Source organism: Corynebacterium sp. MSK218, assembly GCF_030232655.1.
In the GTDB taxonomy this organism is placed as follows: domain Bacteria; phylum Actinomycetota; class Actinomycetes; order Mycobacteriales; family Mycobacteriaceae; genus Corynebacterium.
The window spans coordinates 118,935-138,113 of record NZ_JASPGN010000009.1; the positions used below are offsets into that span (position 1 = coordinate 118,935).

Annotated in this window: 20 protein-coding genes; 10 read left to right on the forward strand and 10 right to left on the reverse strand. The window is 60.8% G+C overall.

Translation table 11 applies throughout. From position 1 onward, the window contains the following. Nucleotides 1-88 precede the first annotated feature (88 nt). From QP922_RS08925 to QP922_RS08950, 6 genes are all read left to right on the forward strand, one after another. Nucleotides 89-1,447, forward strand: coding sequence for an amino acid permease (locus QP922_RS08925; protein ID WP_284809010.1), 1,359 nt, complete (start codon nt 89-91; stop codon nt 1,445-1,447). Between the two features lie 18 nt (nt 1,448-1,465). Continuing rightward, the gene (gene dapD, locus QP922_RS08930; protein ID WP_284809011.1) at nt 1,466-2,437 is read left to right on the forward strand and encodes a 2,3,4,5-tetrahydropyridine-2,6-dicarboxylate N-succinyltransferase; all 972 of its coding nucleotides are present in this window, start codon (nt 1,466-1,468) and stop codon (nt 2,435-2,437) included. Between the two features lie 126 nt (nt 2,438-2,563). Beyond that, nucleotides 2,564-3,994: an amino acid permease gene (locus tag QP922_RS08935; protein ID WP_284809012.1), complete on the forward strand. Its 1,431-nt coding sequence runs from the start codon at nt 2,564-2,566 to the stop codon at nt 3,992-3,994. A 691-nt stretch (nt 3,995-4,685) separates the two neighbouring features. Beyond that, complete coding sequence (locus QP922_RS08940; RefSeq protein ID WP_070671852.1) at nt 4,686-5,543, forward strand: DUF559 domain-containing protein; 858 nt, start codon at nt 4,686-4,688, stop codon at nt 5,541-5,543. A gap of 57 nt (nt 5,544-5,600) precedes the next feature. Continuing rightward, complete coding sequence (locus tag QP922_RS08945) at nt 5,601-5,810, forward strand: helix-turn-helix transcriptional regulator (protein WP_039674807.1); 210 nt, start codon at nt 5,601-5,603, stop codon at nt 5,808-5,810. Next, nucleotides 5,803-6,273 carry a transcriptional regulator gene (locus tag QP922_RS08950; RefSeq protein WP_284809013.1) on the forward strand — a complete coding sequence of 157 codons (471 nt, stop codon included), beginning with the start codon at nt 5,803-5,805 and terminating at the stop codon, nt 6,271-6,273. Before QP922_RS08945 ends, QP922_RS08950 begins: the two co-directional genes overlap by 8 nt. Before the next feature lie 382 nt (nt 6,274-6,655). Here the strand turns inward: QP922_RS08950 and QP922_RS08955 are convergent, their stop codons facing one another. From QP922_RS08955 to typA, 8 genes are all read right to left on the reverse strand, one after another. Beyond that, entirely contained in the window at nt 6,656-7,219 is a 564-nt protein-coding gene (locus QP922_RS08955) for a GtrA family protein (RefSeq protein WP_070671856.1), read from the reverse strand. Nucleotides 7,220-7,296: 77 nt separating this feature from the next. Then, nucleotides 7,297-8,121, reverse strand: a complete 825-nt coding sequence (locus QP922_RS08960) for a pseudouridine synthase (RefSeq protein WP_284809015.1) — start codon at nt 8,119-8,121, stop codon at nt 7,297-7,299. Continuing rightward, nucleotides 8,122-9,207 carry a succinyldiaminopimelate transaminase gene (dapC, locus tag QP922_RS08965; RefSeq protein ID WP_284809016.1) on the reverse strand — a complete coding sequence of 362 codons (1,086 nt, stop codon included), beginning with the start codon at nt 9,205-9,207 and terminating at the stop codon, nt 8,122-8,124. 3 nt (nt 9,208-9,210) lie between these two features. After that, nucleotides 9,211-9,534 carry a ferredoxin gene (fdxA, locus tag QP922_RS08970; RefSeq protein ID WP_005327491.1) on the reverse strand — a complete coding sequence of 108 codons (324 nt, stop codon included), beginning with the start codon at nt 9,532-9,534 and terminating at the stop codon, nt 9,211-9,213. Between the two features lie 50 nt (nt 9,535-9,584). Further along, nucleotides 9,585-9,977, reverse strand: coding sequence for a hypothetical protein (locus tag QP922_RS08975; protein ID WP_284809017.1), 393 nt, complete (start codon nt 9,975-9,977; stop codon nt 9,585-9,587). After that, entirely contained in the window at nt 9,974-10,843 is an 870-nt protein-coding gene (locus tag QP922_RS08980; protein WP_284809018.1) for a PIG-L family deacetylase, read from the reverse strand. Before QP922_RS08980 ends, QP922_RS08975 begins: the two co-directional genes overlap by 4 nt. Beyond that, complete coding sequence (locus QP922_RS08985; protein WP_284809019.1) at nt 10,833-12,434, reverse strand: ABC transporter family substrate-binding protein; 1,602 nt, start codon at nt 12,432-12,434, stop codon at nt 10,833-10,835. Before QP922_RS08985 ends, QP922_RS08980 begins: the two co-directional genes overlap by 11 nt. Nucleotides 12,435-12,454: 20 nt before the next feature. Further along, the gene (typA, locus tag QP922_RS08990) at nt 12,455-14,365 is read right to left on the reverse strand and encodes a translational GTPase TypA (protein ID WP_070671867.1); all 1,911 of its coding nucleotides are present in this window, start codon (nt 14,363-14,365) and stop codon (nt 12,455-12,457) included. A gap of 248 nt (nt 14,366-14,613) precedes the next feature. Here typA and QP922_RS08995 point away from each other — a divergent pair, with 248 nt between their 5' ends. The 3 genes from QP922_RS08995 to QP922_RS09005 are packed head-to-tail and all read left to right on the forward strand — an operon-like array spanning nt 14,614 to nt 16,837. Next, nucleotides 14,614-15,336, forward strand: coding sequence for an Rv1157c family protein (locus QP922_RS08995; protein ID WP_284809022.1), 723 nt, complete (start codon nt 14,614-14,616; stop codon nt 15,334-15,336). Continuing rightward, nucleotides 15,336-15,872, forward strand: coding sequence for a ribonuclease FAU-1 family protein (locus tag QP922_RS09000; RefSeq protein WP_039674795.1), 537 nt, complete (start codon nt 15,336-15,338; stop codon nt 15,870-15,872). The genes QP922_RS08995 and QP922_RS09000 overlap by 1 nt, the downstream gene beginning before the upstream one ends. Nucleotides 15,873-15,916: 44 nt before the next feature. Next, on the forward strand, nt 15,917-16,837 hold the full coding sequence (locus QP922_RS09005; RefSeq protein ID WP_070671874.1) for a DUF808 domain-containing protein: 921 nt from the start codon (nt 15,917-15,919) through the stop codon (nt 16,835-16,837). Nucleotides 16,838-16,840: 3 nt separating this feature from the next. On the opposite strand, the gene zupT is transcribed toward QP922_RS09005, so the two are convergent. Then, nucleotides 16,841-17,638: a zinc transporter ZupT gene (zupT, locus tag QP922_RS09010; protein WP_070671876.1), complete on the reverse strand. Its 798-nt coding sequence runs from the start codon at nt 17,636-17,638 to the stop codon at nt 16,841-16,843. Nucleotides 17,639-17,763: 125 nt separating this feature from the next. Between zupT and QP922_RS09015 the strand changes: the two genes are divergently transcribed. Beyond that, nucleotides 17,764-18,582: a hypothetical protein gene (locus QP922_RS09015; protein WP_284809028.1), complete on the forward strand. Its 819-nt coding sequence runs from the start codon at nt 17,764-17,766 to the stop codon at nt 18,580-18,582. A gap of 204 nt (nt 18,583-18,786) precedes the next feature. Here the strand turns inward: QP922_RS09015 and QP922_RS09020 are convergent, their stop codons facing one another. Then, nucleotides 18,787-19,086: a HigA family addiction module antitoxin gene (locus QP922_RS09020; protein ID WP_284809030.1), complete on the reverse strand. Its 300-nt coding sequence runs from the start codon at nt 19,084-19,086 to the stop codon at nt 18,787-18,789. Nucleotides 19,087-19,179 lie beyond the last annotated feature (93 nt).

Genomic DNA, 19,179 nt, shown 5'->3' on the forward strand with positions numbered 1-19,179 from the left:
CCCGCCATGCTAGCGTTCCCCGTCAGTTAGTGCATTGCGTAAAGTACTTCCCGTTGCAAAAAATCAACGTTGTTAAAGGTGATCTCACATGGCTGCGGCCACACAACTCAAAACCCGACACCTCACCATGATGGGCCTCGGCTCAGCGGTAGGCGCGGGTCTCTTCCTCGGCGTAGGACTAGGAATCCAGGTCTCCGGCACGTCTATCCTCGTCTCCTATGTAGTAGCTGGCGTCCTCATCGCCTTGGTGATGTGGATGCTCGGCGAAATGACCTCTGCCCGACCTTCCCTGGGAGCTTTCTCTACCTATGCGGGCCAGGCTTTCGGGCCCTGGGCGCGTTTTACTCTGGGCTGGATTTATTGGTTCATGCTCGTCATGGTTATGGGAGCTGAAATCACCGGTGCCGCGGCCATCGTCTCCAACTGGTTTGGCGTGGATCCGTGGATTCCCGCCTTGGTGGCCGTGATTTTCGTTGCGGTGGTCAACTTTGCGGCCGTAGGTGGTTTTGGCGAGTTTGAATTCTGGTTCGCCATTATCAAGGTGGCCACTATCGTGGCCTTTCTTGGCGTCGGTGTACTCATGGCTCTAGGAATTTTGCCCGGTATGGATCTCTCCGTGGCCGGTCACAACTTCACGGAAAACTTCCTACCCAACGGCGGGCCGGGATTTGCTGCCGGCCTTTTGGCCGTGGCCTTTGCTTTCGGCGGTATCGAGTTGGTGACGATTGCCGCGGCCGAATCCGAGGACCCCGCCCACAACGTGGCTACGGCGGTCCGCGCCATCATCGTGCGCATCATGGTCTTCTACATCGGCTCCATCCTTGTCATCACAATGGCGCTGCCTTTTAGCTCCATCCAGGATGCTGACGTCGCCGCTGATTCGCCCTTCACTCTCGTTTTGGCCGCAGCGCAGATTCCCTTCGCTGCCGGCTTTATGGAAGCCATTATCGCCCTCGCGCTGCTCTCTGCCTTCAACGCGCAGATTTACGCCACCTCCCGTTTGGTCTTCGACATGGCCAAGGACCACAGCGCGCACCACGTCTTCTTAAAGACCAATACCTCCGGCTCCCCCGTCTTCGCGGTGCTGCTGTCCATTATCTTCGCCTTCGCATCAGTGGTGCTGCAGTATTGGAATCCGCCGGGGCTGCTGGCCTTCCTCTTTAACGCGGTGGGCGGTTGCCTCTTGGTGATCTGGTGCTTCATCGTGGCCTCCTACATCAAGCTGCATCCTCAGCTCCAGGCCAATGGTGAACTCTCCACGCTGCGCGTTCCGGGCTACCCGTGGCTGCCGTGGCTGACCGTGCTGGCCCTGGTGGGCCTGACTCTGCTCATGCTCTTCGACGCCTCCGCCCGCAACCAAGTCATTGCCGTTCTCATCCTGACCGCCGGGCTCATTGTGATCTTCTACCTACTCCCGGGTAGGAAGAAGCGACACTCAGACGCGTAGCTGCTAGGGTGTGACGCTATGACTACTGCTTCCGCACGTGGCCTGGCAACCATTACCCACGACGGCACCGTCTTGGACGTCTGGTTCCCAGCAGTCCACCTCGATACCCCTGTAGATGCCAGCGGCACCAAGCGCTTGGAGGAGACTCCGCAGCAGTTCGCCGAACTCGTTGGTCCGGATGAAGAGCGCGGCGTGGCCCGCATCGCTGTGGAAACCACCATCAAGGATCTGGACGAAGCCCCGGCCGATACGTACGACGCTTACCTGCGCCTTCACTTGCTCTCTCACCGCGCAGTCAAGCCTCACGGCCTGAATGTCGATGGCATCTTCGGCAAGCTTGCCAACGTGGTGTGGACCAACTACGGCCCCTGCGCCGTTGCCGATTTCCAGATGGTCCGCGGCCGCCTCGCCTCCCGCGGCCCGGTTGTGGTCTACTCCGTGGATAAGTTCCCGCGCATGGTGGACTACGTTGTTCCGTCCGGCGTGCGCATTGGTGACGCCGACCGCGTTCGCCTGGGCGCTCACTTGGCTGAGGGCACCACTGTGATGCACGAGGGCTTCGTGAACTTCAACGCTGGCACCCTGGGCGCTTCCATGGTCGAGGGCCGAATCTCTGCGGGCGTCGTCGTGGGCGATGGCTCCGATATCGGCGGCGGTGCCTCCATCATGGGTACTCTGTCCGGCGGCGGCAAGGAGGTCATCTCCATCGGTGAGCGCTGCCTGCTCGGCGCTAACTCCGGCATTGGTATTTCGCTTGGCGACGACTCCGTTGTCGAAGCCGGCCTCTACGTCACCGCCGGCACCAAGATTGCCGTCTTTGGCAAGATCGCGCAGGCGCTCGATGTTGCTGAGGGCGACACCGTTAAGGGCGCCCAGCTCTCTGGTGTCTCGGGCGTGCTGCTGCGCCGCAACTCCGTGTCCGGCTCTGTGGAGGCAGTGGACTGGAAGTCCGATGCCGTGGCCCTCAACGAGGACCTGCACAAGAACTAAGCGCTGTTACTTGAGGCCCCCGTTTCTGCGGGGGCCTTTCGCGATCGTGGACTTGAGCCCTCCGCTTTGTGCACAAGCGCTATAAAATCGCCCCTTTATGCCCAAACGCCTTGGCAGCTGCCTAGAATGCTAAAGGTGACTGCTCAAAACGATTCTTCTACTCGCTCGCTCGGCAGCGGCCTCAAGGTTCGCCATCTCACCATGATGGGACTCGGTTCCACCATTGGCGCGGGCCTTTTCTTGGGTACCGGCGTGGGCATTTCTGCCGCCGGCCCGGCTGTCCTTTTGGCCTATCTCATCGCTGGTTTCCTTGCCATCCTCGTCATGCAGATGCTTGGTGAAATGGGCACGGTCATCCCCGCCTCCGGCTCTTTCTCCGAATACGCGGAGCACGGCATTGGTCGTTGGGCTGGTTTTACTCAAGGCTGGATTTATTGGCTGGCCACCGTCGCTGTTCTTGGCGCCGAAATCACCGGTGCCGCTGGATTCATCGGCGCCTGGTTCGACTGCCCGCCGTGGATCCCTGCTGCCATCTGTGTCGCGCTCTTCGGCCTCATTAACCTGCTGCGTGTGCGCATGTTTGGCGAGTTCGAGTACTGGTTCGCCTTCATCAAGGTCGCCGTCATTGTCCTCTTCCTTATCATCGGCGCGCTCCTTGTCTTTGGTCTCCTGCCCGGCCACCCATTCATCGGCACGTCGGTCTTCCTCGAAGACGGCTTCATGCCTAACGGCCTCGGCGGCGTCGCCGCCGGCCTGCTTGCTGTAGCCTTCGCCTTCGGCGGCATTGAGGTCGTCGCCATCGCAGCTGCCGAGTCCGAGGACCCCGAGAAGTCCCTCGTCAACGCCGTACGCACCACGATTACGCGCATTTCGGTGTTCTACCTCGGGTCCGTCCTCGTCATCACCTTCCTCCTGCCTTACTCCTCGTTGGGCTCCGCGCAGTCCGCTGCCGAATCGCCCTTCACCATGGTGCTCGACCGCGCCGGCATCCCCGCCGCTGCGCTCATCATGGAGGTCGTCATCGTCCTCGCGCTGCTCTCCGCCTTCAACGCGCAGATTTACGCCTCTTCGCGCATGATGCATTCACTGGCCTCCCGCGGCGAGGCTCCCAAACTCTTCGCTACTACCGATCGTCGCGGCGTTCCCACAACCGCCATTGCTCTCTCCGTGGCGCTGTCCGTGGTCATGGTCGTGCTCAACTACGCCGATACCGGCTGGCTTTTGTCCTTCATGCTCAACGCAGCCGGTGCTTCCCTGCTCATCGTGTGGGTCTTCATTGCAGTCAGCCAATTGCGGTTGCGCCCCCAACTTGAGGCCATCCACCCGCTACCAGTGCGCATGTGGGCCTTTCCCTACCTCACGTGGTTCGCCCTGGCACTCTTTGCTGCCATTGCGGTGCTCATGCTTACCGACGCCTCCGCCCGCATCCAACTCCTCTCCGCCGCCTCCATGTTCGCGGTGCTCGCCGTCGCCGGCGTTATCAACGCAAAGGCCCGCGGCATCGCCCCAACGGCTCGCCTCCCGCTGCCTACCACTGCTGAGCTAGAAACGCGCTAAGCTCAAGCTCCTCTCTTCTCTCCACTACTATCTCTTTCACTGCCGTTCTCTCCCCATCTCTCCTCTCCCCCTGCCGTTCTCTCCCCAATTCTCCCTTCCCCCAACCCTCCCTTCGCGCTCACCAGCGACCACCAGAGCGCCGCTTCGACTCGCCCCGTGAGCGCAAAGGGCGTTTAGGGCTACTCTCGCACCGCCCCGCGCCCTTCCCCATCCCTTCGCGCTCACCGGCGACCACCAGAGCGCCGCTTCGACGCGCCCCGTGAGCGCAAAGGGCGTTTGGGGCTAAAATCGCACCACGCCGCGCCCTTCCCCATCCCTTCGCGCTCACCGGCGACCACCAGAGCGCCACTTCAACTCTCCCCGTGAGCGCAAAGGGCGTTGTGAGCTAATCCCGCGCCTCTTTCCCTCCCTTCGCGCTCACCGGCGACCACCAGAGCGCCACTTCAACTCTCCCCGTGAGCGCGAGGGGCGGTGTTTGTTGGCTGGGGACGGGTCGGTGGCCTGTCCTCAGCTCTACGCGCTCACAACCAGCCTCCAATACCACACTCCCCCATCCGCCGGTGAGCGCGAAGGGAAGTTATCCACAGGAGAACACGAATCGAGCCCTGGGGGCCGCTCGTGGAGGCTAGTTGTCCACAGGCTGAGGTTGGGGTGATGGGGGCGTCGCTAAGCACTGCTTATTTTCGGTGCTATGAGAACATGGACAACCGCAGAATTGCGCGCACAGGGACTCAGCAAAGAAGCTATCAGGCAAAGGCTCCGTGAGCGCACGCTCTTCCGTGTGCATCGAGGGATTTACACCGACGAGTGGACGCCGCTGGCGGTCGCGCGGGCTTTGGTGCACGGGTTGAGCAACATTCATTTCACCGGCAAGACTGCGCAAGAGATTTTCCTTGGGCGACAGCTGACGTTTCCGCTGGAAGCCGAGGGGCCGCGAACTCTTAAGGGGAAGACTTTTCGCGTGACGCATTCGCGGCTTCGCGCAATAACCAAGGTTGGAGGCTTGCCCGTTGTCGAGGCGTTATGGTCGGCGCGTCGAATAGCTGGCGCGAGCGGCCCTTTGCTGGAGAAGCATTATCGCGGCAAGGACGGGCCCGGGCGCTTAGACAAAGACCAGCAGAGGATGCGGCGAGTGCCCCGAAGGCTAAAGGAAGCGATTCGCAACACGCCGATAGGCACGGATAGCCGGTCGGAGCGCGAGCTCAGCCGGAGTTTGCGGGCGAAAGGAATTTACCCGGAACACAATGTGCTCATCGCGGGGTATCGCTTTGATTTTCTCATTGACAAACTCATCATCGAAGTTGATGGCTGGCAGTACCACAAAAGCAGTGAGGTTTTTCAGGCTGATCGGTCGAAACAAAATGCGGCTGTCGCTCATGGTTACACAGTTTTGCGCTTTACTGCCGACGATATCCGCTACCATCTCGATGATGCGCTCGACCTCATTAAAGCGACGCTTGAGCTGCTCAAAGGCCGAAAGCCACAACTGCCCTCGTGCGTGACTCAGCCCTATTGGATGTGGCATTTATGCCTACAACGGTTGCCTTAGTGTCAATTATTCTTTACACTAAGTCATGTAAGCGCGACATACCGTATAGGAGGTTCGATGCCCGACAACCCCAACATGGTCCGCAAATGGCGACGCTGGCTCGAGCTATCACAGGCTGAACTCGCCGAAAGAGCAGGCGTCTCCCGCCAGACCATCGCGAACATTGAACGCGGCAACTATTCCCCTTCAGTGCATCTTGCCCTAGACATCTGCCGTGAACTTGGAAAAACCGTCGAGGAAATTTTTGGAGATGATCAACATGATTAATGCAATTGCCAACTACTCTCTTCGAGAAATCGAACGTGTCTCACACGACGAATACGAGCGCGAGACTTTCTACAAAACCTGCACCATTGCGGCACCCCTAATCCAGTTCCTCGAGCTCGTCGTCGCTGCGATTCTCGCGTGGGTGCTCCCAGGTAAGATGAGTTTGCTTTGCCTCCTTGCCCTCGTGCCTTCAGTTATCGGAAATATCATCAGCACGGTGTGGCTGCGCCGCCGCGTCGCCATCCCGTTCGTTGGCCGCAATTGGCTCGCCATGGTCCTGTACCTCATCCCGCTCGCAGTTATGTTCACCGGTATTGCGTTTAACGCCTATGCACCTGAGCCCGCTGCCTACCTCATTGGCGCTGGAGCTGGTGTCATCACGGTGGTAATCCTGACGCCTTTCATCCGACGTCGCCAGCATCGTCGCGACCAGGCTCGCCTCGACGCCGAGCTCGAGGACTAGCCGCTTACATTTTCCGGCCCGCCCTTCGCGCTCACCGCGGACGGCGGGTGTTGCTGTTTTCTCATTCCGGTGAGCGCGAAGGGTGTCGGCTGCTGTTCTGGTGGTGGCTGCTGTTCTGGTGGTGGCTGCTCTTCTTGTACTACCTGCCCTTGGCGCTCACCGAATGCAAGATCCTCGCAGAATGAGTGTTTCCCGTGAGCGTGAAGGGAGAGATGGGTGGAGGCCCCGACCTTCGCGCTCACGGGAGTAGCACAAAGTCCCCGCATCCGAACGCCTGTGAGCGTGAAGGGTGGCGAGGCTTAAAAGCAGAAGGGGTGAAGGGTGGCGAGGCAGCAGAAAGGCCGCGAGGCGGTGAAGCCGTATCGAGAAGCGGCAACGAGGCTTATGCGGGCTCAGTCTCGTGGACTACTACTGGCTGTTTAGGCTTGGAGCGGAAAGTCCACAGCTTGTTGAACACAAAATTGATGGGCATGGCCACCACGATGGAAATGGCATTCGCCCAGTAGTACATCGTGCGGAAGCCGGTGGTGTCATCGAAGATATGAGGCGGAAGCTGCAGCGGCGAGGTCGGATTCATGAGCAAGTACTGCACCGCGAGAGTTACCAAATAGGCGCCAAATCCGGTGATGAGGAATGGCAAGAATCCGCGCAACCACGACACCTTGTTCACGGACTTGAAGGTCCACATGCGGTTGAGCTGGTAGTTCCACGTATTGGCCACGAGGAAGGCGATGGTGGAAAAGAGCATGAACCAGCGCACGTGGAACTGGGTGCCAAAGAGGTTGAACATCGCATCATGCGGGGTGGCACCAAACCATGCCAGGCCGCACTTCGCGGCCACGATGGAGGTCGCAATGTTGACCAGCGTGCCCGAACCGCCTACCAGTCCGAACTTGATGAACTGGCCAAGGTTCGAGGCAAAGCGAGCAAAGCTCAAGTCCGCCATGGACCCACCCTTCATGCAGAATGCTCAATATTGATGAATAAAACTTCGTACGAGTTTAGTCCCTCGCCTAGCCCAAACTAAAAACGCGCGCCGTACGCACGCTGAAACACACGCTCACGGCCACTGATGGGGTCAGGAAAGCTCATCGCGACGTGCGCAAGCTGCAGCGGTGAAGAAAAATCGTAAAGCGCCAGCCTGCGGTCGACGGGATAGGTATCATCGCCCAGAATCGGATGGCCCAGGTGATTGAGCACCACGCGAATTTGGTGGGTATGGCCGGTGAGGGGCCAGACGTCGACAAGCGTGCCCTGCGCACGCACGCGAGTCTCCGTGAGAGTCCCCGAAGGATCCACGCGCACTTGACGCTCACCGCGCACACGCCGCATGCCTAGGCGGACCGTACCGTCAAAAGAAAAGGGAGTGGCCACTCGAGCTTGATAGTGCTTCAGCACCGCGCGCTCCTGAAAAAGACGCTGGTAGCTAGACCGTGTGCGGGGATTTCGCGAGCACAACACTAGCCCCGCAGTCAGCCTATCCAGACGGTGCAGCGGCACAATCTCGTCCTCCCCGAAATCGACGCGCAGGCGGGTCTGCAGGGTTTCACGCACGATGCGCCCATTTGACGTCGTGGGTAAGAAGTGCGGCTTATCGACGACTATCAGGTCCCCGTCCTCATATACCACCCGGTAGTCAAAAGGAATGGGTTCTTCACGCGGGATAGAAGGGTGATACCACGCCAACGTGGGCCCAGGAAGTAGAGTGCCTGGCTCCAAGCGGGTCCCGGACGAAAACGCGGAATCGCCCGCCTCCCCTGCCCAGTAGGTAGGAGAAGCAGGCACGATGCCAGTAAGCATCACCTTGCGCGGGCTAATACCTTCGCGCGCTGGTGGGCGAAAGGCCATTTACGCAGCCAAGCGGGCCACAGCTGCGGCGATGCGCTCATCAGTGCCGTTCAAGCCAATGCGCACGTACTGTTCGCCGGCGGGACCATAAAAATCACCGGGGGCGACGAGGATGCCACGTTCTGCCAGCCAATCGACGGTCGCCCGGCAATTCTCACCACGCGTAGCCCACAGGTACATGCCGGCCTCCGAATGCTCGATGGTGAAACCGGCGTCGGTCAGCGCGCGCATAAGCTTGGCGCGGCGGGTGGCGTAGCGCTGGCGTTGGAGGGCTTCGGAGGGGTCGTCGTCAAGCGCGGCGACCATGGCGGCCTGGATGGGGCCCGGAACGATGAGCCCTGCGTGCTTGCGCAGCTCCAGCAGCTCGGCGATGAGTTCGGGATCGCCGGCAAAGAAACCGGCGCGGTAGGACGCCATGTTCGCGGTCTTGGACAGCGAATGCATAGCGATGAGCCCGGTATTGTCACCGTCGGTCACGCGCGGGTCCAGGATGGATACGGGCGGGTTCGCGTCATCCCAGCCGAGGCTCATGTAGCACTCGTCGGAGGCCACGATGGCATTTTTCGCGCGCGCCCAAGCGACGATTTCGCGCAGCTTCTCGACGCCCAACACCCGGCCCGTCGGATTCGACGGCGAATTGATGAACACGAGCGAGGCGTCCTGGAAGTCCTCGTCCGCACGAAGGGGCTTGGCGCCAGCCAGAAGGGCACCGACCTCGTAGGTGGGGTATGCCACCGTAGGGAAGGCGACGGTCTGGCCGCGCATGCCCAGCAAGGTGGGCAGCCAGGCGATGGCTTCCTTGGTGCCGATGACCGGCAGAACCGCGTCCACCTGCATGTGGTAGCGGCGTTCCAAAGCCTTCGCTATGGCCTCCCGCAGCTCCGGGGTGCCCTGCGTCTGTGGGTAGCCAGGAGCTTCCGCTACAGAAGAAAGAGCTAGCTGCACACCGGGTGCGACCGGATCAACTGGGTTGCCTACAGAGAGGTCCACGATTCCATCCGGGTGGGCCTGGGCCTTCTTCTTGGCATCAGCCAAGGAGTTCCAGGGGAAATCCGGAAGAGCATCTCCGAGCGGCGTGCGGCTCATGGTCTACTCCTGGTTCTGGGGCGGGAGTGCGGCAATCATCGGGACGTCGAAGTCCTGCGGTCCCAGCGCAGCCGCGCCGCCCGGGGAACCAAGATCATCGAAGAAGGCAGCGTTGGCGTCGTTGTAATCAAGCCACTCATCCGGAACATCGTCCTCGTAGAAAATGGCTTCGACCGGGCAAGCAGGCTCGCAGGCGCCACAGTCCACGCACTCGTCCGGGTGGATGTAGAGCATGCGCTTGCCCTCGTAGATGCAGTCGACCGGGCACTCTTCAACGCAGCCGCGGTCCATCACGTCGACGCAAGGCTGCGCGATGGTGTAAGTCATAAGGGGTTCAAACTCCTGTGTGTCACGGGTTTTCTACGAATAACAGTATGCTACTCCGGCTTAAAAAATGGCCAAACGCTACCCGCGATTCCCGCTGTCAACAGGAGCAGGCTAAGAATATTATTGGCCAGCAAGGAACCATCACCGATGGCTCCTCCCAGCAGGAATGCGAAGAATCCGCCCGCCCAAGCGAATCCCGGCAACCCCGCGATGTAGGGATTCTCACTCCATAGCCGCGCTGTGCGCGTGAGCACCCCATTGAACCAGAAGGCGATGAGGATAGTGATGGGGAAAGAAACGCTGGTTCCGTCGAACCACGGCACGCGTGCGGTGAGGTACACCACCTCGAGGGTCAGCGAGCATAGTGCTCCCAACACCAGCCACACGAGGCCACCTATTTGCTCGCCGCGAGAGAAATCTGTGCGGATGGCGCGCTCGTTCACTTCTCCCCCAGCAACGTATCCTGTGCAGTCCCCTGACCTAGTTGGTAATACTCGTGGCGCAGCAGCGGCATGGTGAGCAGGTTGGACAGCGCGTAGGCAGCGGGTACTTCAGCGGGGTTACTGAGTCCAGCCTGGGCGGCCTGCGGATTGACGGGGGTGAGCGAGCCATCAGCCAGCCAGATTTGTGTGGCGTGGGCAAGCATGGCGGCGCGTTTGGAGGCGAGGGGGACGTCGGCAAGCGCATAGGCCACGTCGAAACCTTCGGTGGTGAAGTTATCCAGGTAGGCCTTATCCGGCAGGCTCCAGCCCTCCGGCGGGGTGATGGACTCCAGCGCGCGGTAGTGGGCAGCGCGCTCGAAAATGGCCCACCAGATGCGCTGCTCGGGCGCCGCGGCCGCATGAACCGCGCGGTGCACCGCAATGTGGTCCGGGTGGCCATAGCCGCCATCGGGGCCATAGGTAAGCACGGCATGCGGCTGCAAACGCTCCAGGTGAGCCTTGAGCAGGGATGCGGCCTCATCGACGCGGTTGACCAGCGCCTGCGGGTTCTCGTGTGCGGGTGAACCCGCCATGCCAGAATCGCGGAAGTGTCCGAACCCGCCGAGCTGGATGCCGCGAACGCCCAAAGCGTCAAGAGCACGTTTCAGCTCCCAAGCGCGGAAGCCGCCGAGGCGATCGCTTTCCGCCAGCGACTGGTAGGGCTCGCCGATGACCTCGCCTTCCTCGCCCAATGTCGCGGTAATGACGGTGACGTCGGCGCCGCGGGCAGCCATATCCGCTAGGGTGCCGCCGGTGAAGAGCACCTCGTCATCCGGGTGTGCATGCACGGCTACGACGCGGTAGCCGGTGAGATCTTTAGTCATCATCTATCCTCCACTGCGGTGCGCTGACGAGGCCTGAATCCCAGTCCTCGATGCTTTGTCCGGGCCCCACGATACCTTTGCCCAAGGCGTGAATTCGCACCTCATTCAGCAGAGGGACAAAGAGCACGTGCTCCGCATTAAGCTGCTTCACCCGCTCCTGGGCAGCCATGGGGTCAAGGGAACCATCGAGAATGTCCGCCGCGGTCTCCTCTGCCTGTTCAGGACAGAAGCCGCTGAGCTCACCTGCAGGGCTGCCCGACGTCGCACAGGTGAAATAGTCCGCCATGCTCAACGAATCCTTGCCATTCTCGTCCCAGGCCAGGACCACGTCCACCTTGCCGGCGGGAAGCAGCTCCGTGGTAATGGTACTGAGGCGTTCGGAGACAATCTCAACGTCGATGGCCTTCGACTGCAACACATCCGCGATAGTGTTGGCTGCCGCCAGCGCAGTGGGGTTGAGCGGATCGACGGCGATGCGCAGTGGCTTGCGGCCAGCGCGCTCGCGTAACGGAAAGAGCTCGACGGGGTCGCTAAAGGGATTGTGGCCGGGCTCTAAGTTGGAGGAGCGGCCGGTGGCCAGACGCGCGATCTGCTCGGTGTCGAGCAAAGACGCCAGAGCGCGGCGTTGGGCTTCTTCCGGCAAAGCCTCCTCGAGAGTGGACATCTGCACGCGCAACTGGCGTGGGCGCGTCACTACCCCGGTGTTAACGTTGTTGAGCAGGCTCAGGCTCTCCAGACTGGTCTGCTGCGGAGTAAAGTCCGCAAACCCAATCTGGTGCGAGCGCAGCATATTCACAGCCTGGGTGGTATCCCGAAGGGCGCGGAGCTGGATGACGTCAATGGTCGCAGGGTCCTCACCCCAGAAGCGGTCATTGCGATTCAGCGTGATGACGCCGCGGCTGCGGTCCATGCCGGCCACCATGTAGCGCCCAGCCGACGCCGGAATGCCCTCCGAGAGAACGGAGGCAAACTCCTTGTCCTCCAGCAAATGTGAGGGCAGCAAATGGGCGAAAAGCTTGTGCCAGTCTTCGACGCGCTGCTTAAAGTCCACCGTTACAACGCGGCCGCTTCCCGACGTCCTCACTGCCGATATCGCCTGATACCCCGACGCCGAATTTACCCCAGGTGTGCGGGTAATCTGTGACCACAGGTAGTGGAAATCTGAGCCGCTGATAGGCGTGCCGTCCGACCACTGTGCAGGCCCGGCAATGGTGTAGCGCACGCGCATGGCGACGTTACCTGAGGCATCGATCTCCTCTGCCGATTCCAGCACGTCCGTATCCATCTCATCGCCGTGGAAGGCGGAGGGAAGGACGAGCTCCGCAATCTGGCTCACCAACTCCGAGTTATGTGCGATGAGGTGCGGATTAAGGCCGCCGCGCAGTGGGTCTACGCCGATGGCCACGGTGCTGCGCTCAGGCAGCACATCCTCCTCCGGATCCTCCTCTGGAGTGGGGCTTTCCGTAGTTGACTCGGTGGGCGACGCACTCTGCTCGTCCGCCTCCACGACGGGCGGTGGTCCAGGATTAGCCTGGCAAGCACTCAACCCACTGACCAGCACACACGCAGCCAGCAATCGGGAGAAACGGACCACGCCACCACACCTTCAACGCTTTACTTGTTGAGCTGCTTCGCGCGAGCAGCGGCACGCTTGCGGTCGGTCGCGGAGAGTTCGACCTTGCGCACGCGCAGCACCTTCGGGCCAACCTCGACGCACTCGTCATTGCCACAGAACTCAAGCGCCTCATCGAGAGACAGGGTCTTCGCCTTGGCCAAAGTGACGGTGGCATCCGCGGTGGCGGAGCGCATGTTGGTGAGCTTCTTTTCCTTTGTGATGTTGATGTCCATATCTTCATCACGGTTGTTAGCACCAACGACCATGCCTTCGTAGGCCTCCATGCCCGGCTCGACGAAGAAATCGCCGCGGTCAGCCAGCTGCTGCAGAGCGTAGGCAGTGATCTGGCCGGAGCGGTCAGCCACGAGCGAGCCGGTTGGGCGGGCCTTGATTTCGCCAGCCCAGACGTCTAGGCCATCGGAGATGGAGTTAGCGATACCGGCACCGCGGGTCTCGGTCAGGAACTGCGTGCGGAAACCAATCAGGCCACGGGCAGGGATGCGGAAGACCATGCGGACCCAGTCGCCCTCGCGCACGTCCATGGACTGCATCTGGCCCTTGCGGCCAGCCAGCAGCTGGGTGATAGCACCCTGGTGCTCGGAGGGGGAATCGATGGTGAGCATCTCGTAGGGCTCCATGGTCTTGCCATCGATAACCTGGGTGACCACCTGCGGCTTGCCGACGGTCAACTCGAAACCTTCGCGACGCATGTTCTCAATAAGCACGGACAGAGCCATCTCGCCGCGGCCCTGAACCTCCCAGGCATCCGGGCGGTCGGTCGGCAGCACCTTGATGGACACGTTACCGATGAGCTCCTGGTCCAGACGGGCCTTGACCATGCGGGCAGTGAGCTTGTCGCCGCCGCCCTGACCAGCCATAGGAGAAGTGTTAACGCCAATGGTCATGGAGATGGCCGGCTCATCAACCTTGATGCGCGGCAGCGGCTTCGGGTCCTCCACGTCGGCGATGGTGTCACCAATCATGATGTCGGAAATACCGGAGATCGCAACGATGTCACCGGCGATAGCCTCGGTATCGGGCTGGCGCTGGAAGCCGACGGTGCGCAAAAGCTCTGCCACCTTGACGGTCTTGGTATGCATCTCACCTTCATCATCGTAGTGAATCCAGGCCACCTGCTGGCCCTTCTTGATGGTTCCGGAGTAGATGCGCAGCAGAGCAATACGGCCCAGGAAGTCATCGGAGTCCAGGTTGGTCACATGGGCCTGCAGCGGGCCGTCGACGGAGGCGGAGGGCTCGGGGAGGACGTCGTAGATGACGTCAAAAAGCGCCTGGAGGTCCTCGGCATTCGGAACGTTGCCGTCGCCCGGGTTCTCGGTGGAGGCCTTGCCCTCGCGGCCGGAGGCATAGAGCACCGGCAGGTCCAGCAGCTCCTCAGCGGCCGCAGCGGCTTCCTCATCTTCGAGGCCGGCGGCGATCTCCAACAGAAGATCCTGAGCCTCACTGACAACCTCATCGATGCGGGCATCAGGGCGGTCGGTCTTGTTGACGCAGATGATCACCGGCAGCTTCGCCTCAAGTGCCTTGGTGAGGACGAAGCGGGTCTGCGGGAGGGGGCCTTCGGAGGCGTCGACGAGCAGCACGACGCCGTCCACCATGGAGATACCGCGCTCAACCTCGCCACCGAAGTCGGCGTGGCCCGGGGTATCGATGACGTTGATGATGAGATCTCCGCCATCCTTGCCCAAGCCCTTGCGGTGAATAGCAGTGTTCTTGGCCAGAATGGTGATGCCGCGCTCGCGCTCCTGATCGTTGGAGTCCATGACACGATCCGAGTGTTCGCCATGGTCGCCGAAAGCGCCGGACTGCTCCAGCATGCCGTTGACGAGGGTGGTTTTACCGTGGTCAACGTGTGCGACGATGGCTACGTTACGGAACTCAGTATTACTCACGTGTGGGGTGCTCCTTCAAGCATGATGCGTTAGCAGTGTGAACGGCCCTCAAATATACTCGCTCCCCTACATCGATGCACCATTGCGCCCCTTGTGTAACGAATTCATATTGAGTGCCGACATACCTCACAGTAGAGCTCGTTTCGAGTTGACTACGCCGAAAAAGTGAATATTGTGTCAGCAGATACTGTTGTGGCTCGTGTGACTAATGTTATTTGCGCGTGCCGTCTCGATGCACAAGGAAATCTATGGCTCTCGACGAACAGCACTCCACCGGCAGCGCCGCCCACCGCGGCCTTGCCGGAATCACTGCTGCCGTGATGCTGGGCCTGCTCAGCGTCACTCCCGCGCATGCTGACGCACCCGATCTCTCCTCCTTGGCCGCTGTCGCCCACAGCAGCAGCCCACTGGACGGCCTCGGCCGCCCCACCCCGGAGACTCAGGAACGCGTTCGCGCTTTCGCTGCACAGCCATGGCTCCCCCAGGATGCCCGTAGCGTCATCCTCACCGCACTTAATTTCACTGCAGGTGAAGACGGTGAAGGTGGCGTGGCCATGCCGGAGGGCAACAACCCCGCCTTCCGTCAGTTCTACTGGCCTACGGTCTCCGCGCAGTGCATCGGCGGGCAGGGCGATTCCGTCGGTTCGGCCATCGCTGTGCCCGGCCCTACCGATATCCCGGCGCCTGGCGCCGGGGAAGGCGAAACCGTCTTCCTCTTCACTGCCTTGGGAACCCCAACTGCCGCCGAGCAGCAGGGCTCGATGAACGTTCAGTGGTTCAACCTGGATACCCTCCAGTTTGGCACCACCCCACTGTTCAACAACGGCATCAACGCCGATGGTCCCACCACGGTTTCTGGCCGCGCCAGCACTGGTAAGGGCACGGTCGTAGCTATCCTGTCTGGTTCGGTCAACACTGCTGACTCCTCATGTTCTTTCCCACCCACCGCGGCCTTCCTCGAGGTGAACTAATGAGTACTGATCTTCATCCAGTCAAGCAGGAGACCTTTAATACGGCGGACAACACTAACGTTGACCCCAAGGGATTTTTGCGGGAGGTAGACACCTACCGCGTCACCGACTTCGGCCTCTACATGGCCCGCGGCGCTAACCACCCGCGCTTTGGCTACCTCGAATCGTGGCTCCTGCCGGAGCTCGGCCTGCGTGCCAGCATCTTCCACTTCCGCGAAGGCGTTGAAGTGGAGCAAGACTTCTACTTTGATGTCGCCGATATTGATATTGACGGCGACGTGTGGACCACGCGCGATCTGTATGTTGACCTGGTCTCCACCTCCGGCGAACCGGTCGACGTGCTTGATATCGACGAGCTCGCCGCCGCCACCTCCACAGGCCTCATTAGCGCTGAGGAGGCTGAGCGCGCCATGGAGCGTACCCTCACGGCCGTCGAAGGTATTACGCGCTATGGCGATGACGCCATGAACTGGCTGCGCACGTTGGGCATGGAGCTCACGTGGGCTGAAAATGTGGAACTCGTACCGGCCGAGTAACCTAGGGAAAGCACTTTTCTCCCTACCTCAAAAGGATGTAAACCATGGCCGGTGGCCTGTTCGCCCTGCTTGACGACATCGCCCTCATCGCCCGCTCCGCTGCCTCCAGCGTTGATGACGTGGCAGCGCTGGCAGGCAAGACATCCATGAAATCCGTTGGTGTGGTCGTCGACGATGCTGCTGTGACCCCACAATTCGTTGATGGCGTAAAACCGCAGCGCGAGCTGCCCATGATTTGGCGCATCACCAAGGGCTCGCTCATCAACAAGCTCATCATCATTTTGCCCATCGCGCTGATCCTCTCCTGGATTGCTCCGTGGGCCCTCACCCCGATTCTCATGTGCGGCGGTACGTACCTCTGCTTCGAGGGCGCGGAAAAGATTATCCACTTCCTCTTCCACCGCGGTGAGGAGGAAAAGAAACCCGTCCGGGAAGAAGGCGCAGACGCCGAAGATTCCCTGGTGCGCTCCGCTATTACGACCGACCTAATTCTCTCTGCGGAAATCATGGTCATCTCCCTCAACGAGGTCATTGACCAGCCTTTCTGGATGCGTCTCGCCTCCCTCATCATCGTCGGCATCATCCTGACCCTCGGCGTCTATGGCGCGGTCGCCGTGCTGGTGAAGATGGATGACATCGGCATGGGCCTACTGGAGCGCAACAACGGCGAGTCCGCGCTCGGCACCGCCCTGGTCAAGGGCATGCCCGTGGTCCTCGACATCATCGGCGTCATCGGTACCGCCGCGATGCTGTGGGTCGGTGGCCACATCGTCATTAAGGGCTTGCATGAGTTCGGTGCGGAGCAGCCCTACGGCTTCATCCACAGCGTCACCGAAAACATCAGCAATGGCGCACTGACGTGGCTGGCAGATACCGGCATGTCCATGGTCTTCGGCCTCATTCTGGGCACCGTCGTGGCCACCGTCATCATGGCGGTCAAGGCCACCGCGGAGCGCGTGAAGTAACGCCTACATAAACAGCAACAGCGACACCGCCATGATGGCCATACCGGCGATGAGCCCGTAAATGGCGAAGTGATGCTTGCCGGTCTCCTCCGCGGTGGGCAAGAGCTCATCGAGGGAGATGAAGACCATGATGCCGGCGATGGCGGCGAAGCTAAAGCCCATCGTCACCGGCCCAATAAAGGGCATAAGAATAGCAAAGCCAATGAGCGCACCGACAGGCTCCGCGAGACCCGAGATGGTGGCCCACCAGAAGGCTTTCTTTCGCGAACCCGTCGCCGCGCGCAGAGGCACCGCCACAGCAATGCCCTCCGGAATATTGTGAATAGCAATCGCCACAGCAATCGGAATCGCAATTTCGGGTGCCTCAAGCCCAGAGAGGAACGTGGCAAACCCCTCAGGGAAGTTATGCAGCGCCAGCGCGAAGGCGGTAAAGACTCCCGTCTTCATGAGTCTCCTGCGGCGTGCTTCCTCTTCCGTTGTCGCCGGCTCGTGCGGGTTGATTTCCTCCGGCACGGCGCGGTCAATGATGGCGATGACAGCAATGCCAACAAAGAACGCAATAATCCCCGCCCATGTGGCAGCCTTTTCAGTGCCGTAGGCCTCCCCCAGTTTGGCAATGCCTTCCGGGAGAATCTCCATAAAGGACACGTAGAGCATCACTCCCGCTGACAGCCCCAAGGCGGTCGCCATAAACCCCGGTCCTGGCTCTCGCTTTCCGACGGCCAACGCGCCCCCGATGGACGTCGACAAGCCAGAAAAAAGCACGAGACCGAATGCGAAAGCGACGGTGGCTAGTTCCATAGTGGGAAACTATAGCGCTTCTGAGTCATCGTCCGTGGACGCCGCCACAGAGGTGATTCTCCCCTCTGCGTAAGATTGAAAAAGTCCACCATTCTCCCAACAACACGAGGTGACTTCGCACAACCATGGCGCTGTATCCGCTGGCCCCCTCTTACTTCGGTGTTGAGCACGTGGCGGTCCTCGACCACGTCAGCCTCGGCACCGCGTTGAGCATCCCGGGGTTGGCATCGGAGCCTGTGCTTGTCGACGTCTCCCTCATCCCCGACCCCACCACCCGCGGTTGGCGCATCCGCTCGCCTTTTGGCTTCTTGGGAGCGCTCGATGGCGAGGAGTCCGCGGAGTATCCCTCACTGGCTCGTCTGCGTTCGGCCGGCCTGACTCCGTCGACGCATGCGACTGTCGAGATTATCGACGGTGCTGTCGACGTGGCAGTCGCCCTCGGCCTCGATCCCTGGATGATTCCCGCAAACAACCAGCCGGAAGGCACCGCCTTGGTCACCGGCGGGCACGGCGCGCTTATCGACGTCTCCGCCGGCCAGCTCACCGCCCACCAACTCCGCGAGATGGGCACCCAACAGCTCATCGTTTCCCTTGTCCTCCTCGACGACACCGTGCTCGCTACCCACGGTGACCTCGTCTTAGGCCCGTGCACATCTCTAAGCGACGCTCCCGCCCTCGCCGCCGCCTTCGCGGCTGCCGCCTCTTCCGACATAACTCTCGCCGCCCGCGCGTATGCCGCTGCCGGCCGCTTGGCCATCGACCTGCCCCTCGATACCAGCGCACTCTTTTCCCCTGCGATTCCCCCGCTACCGCTTTCCCCCGATCGTCCGGCCATTCCGCCTGCTCTCGACCTCACCGCCGACTGGGAGGTCACCGCCCCGGCTGACCCTCTTGCGTCCCCGCTGCCCACCGGCCCGCGCACCTTCATCTCCCCGAACTCTTAGCCCCCGCCGCCGCTCGCCTACCACCAAGGGGGCAAAGGCACCTTTTAACAAGTACCTTATGCACTTACCCTTACGCTTCGACCTGGGCTTTCTCCGAAACCTCCCCACAAATGGTTCCCCTACTTTGGTCCCTTTGCCAGTGCGGGGTTCTCACACTCCGGCGGCCGCGTGCAGTCGAACCGTTCGCGTTACTGAATCTCGCACTCAGGCCACTTCGAACGGCTCAATACTGCTGACTTCTTCAGCGATTGAATCCTCTGCTAGTTCGAGCTCGTATCGTCCCTGCAAGTTCACCCAGAACTGCGGTTCTACCCCGAAATACCTTCCTAAACGCAGCGCGGTGTCTGCCGTAATTCCGCGCTTGCCGTGGACAATCTCGTTAATCCTGCGCGGTGGGACTCCAATGGCCATAGCCAACTTATGTTGGGTAATCCCAAATGCCTTAATGAAGTCTTCGTTGAGTACTTCTCCAGGATGAATAGGTGGATACAACTTGGTACTCATGCCGCTCCTTAGTGATAATCCTCTATTGCCACATCCGCCGGGCCCGCTTCGGTCCAGCGAAAAGTAATCCTCCATTGTTGATTGACTCGAATG